Genomic DNA, 7,961 nt, shown 5'->3' on the forward strand with positions numbered 1-7,961 from the left:
CCGCTGAGGCTCAGTAGCGGCTGGTGAACGAGACCAGCTCGGCCGCGCGGCGGTCGAACAGGAAGCCGCCGAGCAGCACGCCCAGGGCGAAGACGCCGACCGCGCTGCCGAGGCCCGCGAGGATCGCCTGGTCCCGGTCGCCCTCGAAGAACAGGGTCTGCACCGCCAGCACGACGGCCGGCGCCGAGAGCAGCAGCCCGAGGCCGAACGCGAGCGCCTGCGAGCCGGCCCCGCTCGCTCCCGGCGCCTGCGGCTGGACGAAGGCGCTGTCGCCGGGACGCGGCGCCGGGTAGGCGAGCCGCGCGGAGAGAGCGCTCGCGACCCCCGCGGGCACCAGGAGCAGCGCGGCGTTCACCGCGAGCAGGACCGGCAGCGCACCGTCGAGGCCGGAGGTGGCGCTGCTGACGAGCGAGCCGAGCACGACGACCGGCAGGCCGAGCAGCAGCGTCGGGAAGGCGCGGCCGAGGCGGTCCGACCAGCCGCGCACCCCGGCGGCGGCGTGCAGCCAGAAGGCCGAGCCGTCGTAGGCGACGTCGTTGTGCAGGAACCAGCCGAGGAAGAGCGCGACGAGCGGGACGGGCAGCAGCGAGAGCAGCGGGAACGGCACGCCCACCAGGGCCAGGAGCACCACGGCGAGCACCGGGAGCAGCGGGACCGCGACGAGCGACGCCTGGTAGCGGGGGTCCCGGAGCCAGTAGGTCGTGCTGCGCGCGGCGATGGCACCGGTGCGGCTGCCGCCGAGGACGTCGAACCAGCCCAGGCGGAGCCCGCGCGGCGGCCGGGAGGTGCGCTCGGGGCGGACGGTCAGCGCGCGGACGACCAGCCACCAGAGCGCCCCGGCGACGACGAGGGTGAGCAGAGCGGTCAGCAGCGGGCCGGCGACCGCCCCGGAGGCCGCGCTCGGCGCGATCGCCCAGGCGGCGCCGAAGGGGGTCGGCGCGAGGACGGCGGCGAGCCGCTCCAGCGCCTCAGAGCCCTCGCCGCCCCAGTCGAGTCCGGTGGTGAGCACGAGCGCGACCGGCGCGGTGAGCAGGAGGACGAGGCCGAGCACCGCGAGCAGCTCCCGCGCGGTGCGGGAGGGCACCAGCGCCGACGAGGCGGCGAGGCCGATCCTGGCCAGCAGCGCCGCGGTCAGCACGCCGAGCAGCGGGCCGAGCACAGCGAGGAGTCCGGCGCCCGGGAAGAGCCGGATCGACGCCGCACCCAGCACGACGAGCGCGAGCACGGGGAGGGAGACGAGCCCGGCCAGCGCGAGAGCGGCCGCGAGCCGGCCGCTCGGGATGCCGAAGAGCCGGAAGGCCCGCGGGTCCATCGGATCCTTCGGCCCGAGCAGGAACGGGAGCACCAGGAAGCCGAGCGTCAGGACCGCTCCCCCGGCGACGACGGCGTCGTCCGCGAGCCAGGAACCGGGGTCGAGCGTGCCGAGACCGGCCAGGAGCGCCGCGGTCGCCACGACGACGACGAGCACTCCGAGCAGGGCACCGCCCGTGTGCCGTGCGCCCGAGCGGAAGGCGCCGAGCAGGACGTCGAGCCTCAGCCGGAGAAGTCGTGCAGCCACTGCAGCCCCTCGGCGATCTGCTTGCCGCCCGCGAGCTCGAGGAAGCGCTCCTCGAGCGTCGCGGTGCCGGCGACCTCCTCGACGGATCCGGCGGCGAGGACCTTGCCGCCCACGATCACGGCGACGTCGTCGCAGACGCGCTCGATGAAGTCGAGGCCGTGGCTGGAGAGGACGACGGTGCCGCCGCCCGCGACGAAGCGGCGCAGGACGGTGATCACGGCCGCGGAGGAGACCGGGTCGACCGACTCGAACGGCTCGTCGAGCACCAGGACGCGCGGCGCGTGGATCATGGCGCCGGCCAGCGCGACCTTCTTGGCCATGCCGGCCGAGTAGTCGGAGATCAGGCGCTCGAGCGCGTCGGTCAGGCCGAGCGCCTCCGCGAGCTCGACCGTGCGCTGCTTGGCGGTCTTCCGGTCGATCCCGCGCAGCGCGGCGGAGTAGTAGAGGAACTGCGCGCCGGTGAGGCGGTCGAACAGGCGCAGGCGGTCGGGCAGGACGCCGATCAGCGGCTTCGCGGCGCGCGGGTCCTTCCAGACGTCGACGCCGTGCACGAGCACGCGGCCGGTGTCGGGGCGGAGGAGGCCGGTCATCATCGACAGGGTCGTGGTCTTGCCCGCGCCGTTCGGGCCGATGATCCCGTAGAAGGTGCCGGCGCGGACGGCGAGGTCGATGCGGTCGACCGCCACCGTGCGCCCGAAGGTGCGGGTGAGGGCGTGCAGCTCGAAGACGACGGGGTGCTCGGGGTCGGCGGGCTGGGCGTTCTCGGGCTGCGGCGAGGGGTCGGTCGTCCGCGCGGGTTCGGCCGTCCGCGCGGGAGCGGCCGGATCCGCGGTCTCGGTCGCGAACGATTCTGCGGGAGTCGGCGACTCGGCGGGCGGAGCGCCGTCGCGCTCGGATTCCTCGGCGTTCGTCGCGGACGTCATCCGGCTACGGTACCAAGTCGCTCCGGACGGGGACGGGGCGCGCCGGGCCCTGTGGAGAGGAGCCTGGGATCCGTCTCGCCGACACGGCTCCTGGCAACCCCTGGCCTTCGAAGGCGTGCACAGTACACTAAGTGGCGACCCAGGAAGCGATCAGGTCGCTGCACGCCGGTTAAGGATCGCTACGCGGCGGTGAACACACCGTTCCGCCGCGATCGACGCGAGGAGAACACATGACGAGCAAGCCCTTCCCGACCGCCCCCGCCGGCGGCTCCACCGGTGCGCCCGCCTCCGTCGTCATCCTCGCCGCAGGCATGGGCAGCCGGCTCGGCCGCTCCCTGCCGAAGCCGCTGACGCCGCTGAGCGACGGCCGCACGATCATGCAGCAGCAGTTCGACAACATCCACCACGCCTTCGGCACGAAGGTGCCGGTGAGCATCGTCGTCGGCTACAAGCTCGAGCACATCATCGAGGCGTTCCCCTCGGCGACGTTCGTCTACAACGAGCAGTACGACCAGACCAACACTTCGAAGAGCCTCCTCCGCGCGCTGCAGGCCTCCGGCCAGGGCGGCGTGCTCTGGATGAACGGCGACGTCGTCTTCGACCCGCGCATCCTCGACCGCACCGCGGACCTCATCGCGAAGGACGTCTCCTTCGTCACCGTCAACACCGCGAAGGTGTCCGACGAGGAGGTCAAGTACACGACCAGCGCCGAGGGCTACATCGACGAGCTGTCCAAGACCGTCAAGCGCGGTCTCGGCGAGGCCGTCGGGATCAACTACGTCTCGGCCGCGGACAAGCCGGCGCTCATCCGCCAGCTGGCCCGGGTCGACGCCCAGGACTACTTCGAGCGTGGAATAGAGTTGGCGATCGAGCAGGACAGACTGCTCGTCGAGCCGATGGACATCTCCGACCTCTACGCCGTCGAGGTGGACTTCGCCGAGGATCTCGAGCGGGCGAACCTCTTCGTCTGAGGCTCGCGTCTCGTCCGGCTCGATCCGAGCCGGTCGAGAGGAGTCGCCTGCCGTGAGCAGCCCCGCACGCGTCGACGCCGGTGCGACCGCCCTGCGTCCGCACCGCTCGCGGGCCTGGCGCTACCGGCACTCGCTCTGGCTGCTGACCAAGCGCGACCTCACGGTCCGGTACGCCACCAGCGCGCTCGGCTACGTGTGGTCGGTGCTCGACCCGCTGGTCATGTCGGGCATCTACTACTTCGTCTTCACCGTCGTCTTCCAGCGCACCGTCGGCGAGGACCCGTACATCGTCTTCCTGCTCGCGGGTCTGCTGCCGTGGATGTGGTTCAACCAGGCGACCTCCGACGCGACGCGGGCTTTCCTCCGCGAGGCGAAGCTCGTGCGCTCGACGTCGATCCCGCGCACCATCTGGGTCGGCCGGATCGTGCTGTCCAAGGGCATCGAGTTCGTGGCGAGTCTGCCGGTGCTCGTGCTCTTCGCGGTCGTCGCGGGAGCGGGAGTGACGCCGGCGATCCTGCTCTTCCCGCTCGCGATCCTGCTGCAGGGCGTGCTCACGCTCGGCGTCGGCCTGCTGGTCGCTCCGCTCGTGGTGTTCTTCCGCGACCTCGAGCGCGCGATCAAGCTGGTGCTGCGCTTCCTCTTCTACGCCTCGCCGATCATCTACTCGACGGCGAACCTGCCCGATGCGATCCGGCCGTGGGCCGCGCTGAACCCCCTCAGCGGGATCTTCGCGCTCTACCGCTCCACCTTCTTCGCGAGCGAGCTCGACCTGCCGCTCATCCTCACCTCCGTGCTGATCTCGTTCCTCGTGCTCGGTCTCGGCCTGATCGTCTTCCGCCGCTCCGAGCGCGCGGTGCTGAAGGAGCTGTGAGCGTGTCCTCCGCTGACGAGCGCCCCGGCGGCGAGGCCCCCGTCGTGATCGAGTGCCGGGGACTCGGGATCCGGTTCCGGCGGAACCGCCGCGGCCGTCGCTCCTTCAAGGACCTCTTCTCCCGCGGGACGCGACGCTCGCGACCCGGCGAGTTCTGGGCCCTGCGCGGCCTCGACGTCCGGGTGCACGCGGGCGAGGCGATCGGCGTCGTCGGCCGGAACGGCCAGGGCAAGTCGACGCTGCTGAAGCTCGTCGCCGGGGTCGTGCTGCCGGACGAGGGCGTGGTCGAGGTGCGCGGCGGCGTCGCCCCGCTGATCGAGATCACCGGCGGCTTCGTCGCCGACCTCAGCGTCCGCGAGAACGTCTACCTGACCGCCGGGCTGCACGGCATGTCCAAGCGCGAGGTCGACGACCGGTTCGACTCGATCATCGAGTTCGCCGAGATCGGCGACTTCCTGGACACCCCGTACAAGCACCTCTCCAGCGGGATGAAGGTGCGGATCGCGTTCTCGGTGGTGTCGCGGCTCGAGGAGCCGATCATCCTGGTCGACGAGGTGCTCGCGGTGGGCGACAAGGCGTTCCGCGAGAAGTGCTACGCCCGGATCGAGGAGCTGCTCGCGGCCGGCCGGACGCTCTTCTTCGTCTCGCACAACGAGCGCGACCTCCGCCGCTTCTGCACCCGCGGGCTCTACCTGGACAAGGGCGCGCTGGTCCTCGACGCACCGATCGATCAGGTTCTCGCCCGGTATTCTGAGGACTACGCGCCGAAAGCGCAGCCCGCCGCGGAGTGACCGGCAGTCCGAGCCGCACGGCCCGGTGCTCGTCGTGACAGCGCGACGCGCGGGACCTCACGACGCAGGAGTGCAGACATGTCCTCGAAGAAGGACCGCAAGGACCGCGACGAGCTCGAGCAGGCCGGCACCGCCGACGTCGAGAACGCGCAGCTGGCCCGGATCCTGGACCGCGTCCTCGCCGTCCAGCGGCCCGCGGTCCTCGCGAACATCCGGGCGCTGCGGCGCCGCCGGCCGAACGCGACTCCCGAGCAGCTGATCACCTCGCTCGAGCGCCAGTACCTCTCCAGCGTCGCTGCCGGCGGCGCGGCCATCGGAGCGACCGCGGTCGTCCCCGGGATCGGCACCGCCGCATCCGTCGCGCTCTCCGGCGCCGGGGCGATCGGCTTCCTCGAGGCGAGCGCCCTCTTCGCGCAGTCGGTCACCGAGGTGCACGGCATCCGCCTCGAGGACCCGGACCGCGCCCGCGCCCTCGTGCTCACGCTGATGATGGGCTCCTCCGGCAGCGAGCTGGTGCGCCAGGTCGCCGGGCACGCGACCGGCACCAGCACCGGGATGAACCAGTACTGGGGCTCGGTGGTGACCAAGGGGCTGCCGTCGTTCCTCGTGGGCGAGCTGGCCGACCGGGCGAAGAAGTCGTTCGCCAAGCACTTCCTCGCGCAGCAGGGCGCCGGGCTGGTCGGGCGGGCGATGCCGTTCGGGATCGGTGCCGCGCTGGGCGGCGTCGGCAACGCGATGCTCGGCCGCAAGGTCGTGCAGAGCGCGCGGGACGCGTTCGGTCCGGCCCCGCGCGAGTTCGGGAACGTCTTCGTGCTCCCGCCGACGAAGGCGGAGCGGAAGGCGCTCGCGGCCGGTGCCGAGCCGCTCGAGCTGCACGTCCGCGACTACGGCGGCTCCGGCGAGAAGATCGCCCTGCTGCTGCACGGCCTCGGCACGGACTCGCGCGTCTGGTACGCCCTGGTGCCGACGCTGCACGAGCACGGCTACCGCGTCGTCGCGCCCGACTTCGCCGGGCACGGCGGCTCGCCGAAGTCGCCCGCCTACTCCGTCGGCCACTGGGCGGAGGACGTGCGCGCCTCGGTCCTGCAGTCGCCCGACCTGGTGATCGGCCACGGCCTCGGCGCCGTCGTCGCCGCGCGGCTCGCCCCGGAGTACTGCGCCGAGCGGCTGATCCTGCTCGACCCCGCCTTCTCCGACGCGAAGGGGCTCGGCAGCGCCTTGCGCCGCGGCGGCTCGATCGCGCACGTCGAGAAGGGCGACGCCGACGACCTGCGCCACCGCCACCCGATCTGGACCGACGAGCAGATCGAGCTCGACGTCTCGGCGCACGCGCTCTGGGACCCGGAGTCCGCGGCCGGACTGACGGCGCGCGGAGCGGCCGACGCGCCCGAGTCGTTCCCCGTCCCGACGCTCGCCGTGCTGCCGGAGGACCCGCTGGGCCACTCCTCGCTCGGTGATGTGCTCGCCGACCACGGCGCGGAGGTCCGCACGATCCCCGGCGCGGGCGCCTCGATCCTCCGCGAGGACCGCGCGGCCCTCATCGCGGCCCTCGCCGACCGCCTCTAGCCCCGGCCACTGCGGAATCGAAACGCCAGGGCGATCCGGTTCCCCGGGTCTCGATACGCCGCTGCGCGGCTACTCGACCAGCATGAGAGGGCCGCCGACCGTTCAGCAGGTCGTCGAGCAGGTGCAGCATCCGCAGCCGGCGTAGCAGCAGGCGCAGGAAGCGCAGCAGCCGCGGCAGCCGAAGTCGCCGTCGCGTTCGCAGCAGCCGGAGGCGTGGCAGCCGCCACAGCATGCTGATCGAGTAGCGCCCGCAGGGCGCGTATCGAGATCCACCCACCGGACGACCTCGGCCGCGCAGTTGAGGCCGAACCGTTCTCCGGCCTCTCAACCCTCCTCGGGACGGGACCGGGACCCGTCGAGCGGAGTCGCGAGGACGATCCGCACCAGCGGGCCGCCGTCGCGGTCCTCACCGGCGATGCGGAGCCCGATCTTCTCGGCGACGCGCTGGGAGGCGCTGTTCTCGGGATGGATGATCGCCACGAGGCGTTCCGCGAGGCCGCACCGTCGAGCCAGCTCGAGACACGCGGTCGCGGCCTCCGTGGCGTAGCCCCGCCCCTGCAGGGAGGAGCGGACGTGGTAGCCGACCTCCAGCTCGGGGACGCCGTTGACGCTCTGCCAGGTCAGGCCGCAGTCCCCCACGAACTCGCGGTCCGTGGTCTCGATGACCCACAGCCCGAAGCCGTCGCGCTCGTAGTTGCGCCGGTTCCAGGCGATCCAGTCGGCGGCCTCAGCGCGGGTCTTCGAGGCCGGGTAGTAGCGCATCACTTCCGCGTCGCCGAGCAATCCGGCCAGGAGATCGACGTCCGCCGCGGTCATTTCGCGGAACCGGAGTCGTGCGGTGTCGAACGGCAGCATCAACGCCACGCTTCCGGCACGGCACGCTCCCGCAGGTCTCGATACGCCGCCGCCTGCGGCTGATCCGCTCTGCGCCCAGAGGGATCGGAGGGCCGGACCGGGTGGGGGAAGTGACCTGGAAGGACACTGTCCGACGACCGTTCAGTCGTGTCCACCCGGCCCGGTGAAGTCATCCGACCGGATCGCGAGATCCGGAAGGAGACACGACATGGTAACCATCGCCGAGCGGTTCTGACCAGGGGGCGCGGGGACCGGCACGGAGAGCAGCTGCATCACGTCGAGTCCTCGATCTCACCGGTCGAGTCCGATAGCAGAGCGCGGAGCCGCCGCATCCATGCTGATCGAGTAGCCCGCGCAGCGGGCGTATCGGTGATTGCCTTGGTGTGTCGCGGGGTTCTGACTCGTCTGCGTATCTGACGCCTGGCA

General features: G+C 72.1%; 7 protein-coding genes. 4 read left to right on the forward strand and 3 right to left on the reverse strand.

What is annotated here, in order from left to right; all coding sequences use genetic code 11:
* Positions 1 to 10 precede the first annotated feature (10 nt).
* On the reverse strand, positions 11 to 1,558 hold the full coding sequence (locus EDF43_RS21505; RefSeq protein WP_123737292.1) for an ABC transporter permease: 1,548 nt from the start codon (positions 1,556 to 1,558) through the stop codon (positions 11 to 13).
* Complete coding sequence (locus tag EDF43_RS21510; RefSeq protein ID WP_123737293.1) at positions 1,534 to 2,481, reverse strand: ABC transporter ATP-binding protein; 948 nt, start codon at positions 2,479 to 2,481, stop codon at positions 1,534 to 1,536. The genes EDF43_RS21505 and EDF43_RS21510 overlap by 25 nt, the downstream gene beginning before the upstream one ends.
* Positions 2,482 to 2,711: 230 nt before the next feature.
* Here EDF43_RS21510 and EDF43_RS21515 point away from each other — a divergent pair, with 230 nt between their 5' ends.
* The 4 genes from EDF43_RS21515 (at position 2,712) to EDF43_RS21530 (ending at position 6,680) form a co-directional block, all read left to right on the forward strand.
* Positions 2,712 to 3,452 carry a phosphocholine cytidylyltransferase family protein gene (locus EDF43_RS21515; RefSeq protein ID WP_123448011.1) on the forward strand — a complete coding sequence of 247 codons (741 nt, stop codon included), beginning with the start codon at positions 2,712 to 2,714 and terminating at the stop codon, positions 3,450 to 3,452.
* A 91-nt stretch (positions 3,453 to 3,543) separates the two neighbouring features.
* Positions 3,544 to 4,323 carry an ABC transporter permease gene (locus EDF43_RS21520; protein ID WP_123705584.1) on the forward strand — a complete coding sequence of 260 codons (780 nt, stop codon included), beginning with the start codon at positions 3,544 to 3,546 and terminating at the stop codon, positions 4,321 to 4,323.
* A gap of 44 nt (positions 4,324 to 4,367) precedes the next feature.
* Positions 4,368 to 5,114: an ABC transporter ATP-binding protein gene (locus EDF43_RS21525; RefSeq protein ID WP_123737310.1), complete on the forward strand. Its 747-nt coding sequence runs from the start codon at positions 4,368 to 4,370 to the stop codon at positions 5,112 to 5,114.
* 78 nt (positions 5,115 to 5,192) lie between these two features.
* The gene (locus EDF43_RS21530) at positions 5,193 to 6,680 is read left to right on the forward strand and encodes an alpha/beta hydrolase (protein ID WP_123737294.1); all 1,488 of its coding nucleotides are present in this window, start codon (positions 5,193 to 5,195) and stop codon (positions 6,678 to 6,680) included.
* Between the two features lie 324 nt (positions 6,681 to 7,004).
* On the opposite strand, the gene EDF43_RS21535 is transcribed toward EDF43_RS21530, so the two are convergent.
* The gene (locus tag EDF43_RS21535; protein ID WP_123737295.1) at positions 7,005 to 7,535 is read right to left on the reverse strand and encodes a GNAT family N-acetyltransferase; all 531 of its coding nucleotides are present in this window, start codon (positions 7,533 to 7,535) and stop codon (positions 7,005 to 7,007) included.
* Positions 7,536 to 7,961: the final 426 nt, after the last annotated feature.

It is taken from the genome of Rathayibacter sp. PhB179 (assembly GCF_004345345.1).
Lineage (GTDB): Bacteria > Actinomycetota > Actinomycetes > Actinomycetales > Microbacteriaceae > Rathayibacter > Rathayibacter festucae.

What these genes read in the sequence shown, in the direction of transcription:
- EDF43_RS21510 (WP_123737293.1), bottom strand. Translation starts at nt 2,481, where the DNA reads ATGACGTCCGCGACGAACGCCGAGGAATCCGAGCGCGACGGCGCTCCG.
- EDF43_RS21515 (WP_123448011.1), top strand. Translation starts at nt 2,712, where the DNA reads ATGACGAGCAAGCCCTTCCCGACCGCCCCCGCCGGCGGCTCCACCGGT.
- EDF43_RS21530 (WP_123737294.1), top strand. Translation starts at nt 5,193, where the DNA reads ATGTCCTCGAAGAAGGACCGCAAGGACCGCGACGAGCTCGAGCAGGCC.
- EDF43_RS21535 (WP_123737295.1), bottom strand. Translation starts at nt 7,535, where the DNA reads ATGCTGCCGTTCGACACCGCACGACTCCGGTTCCGCGAAATGACCGCG.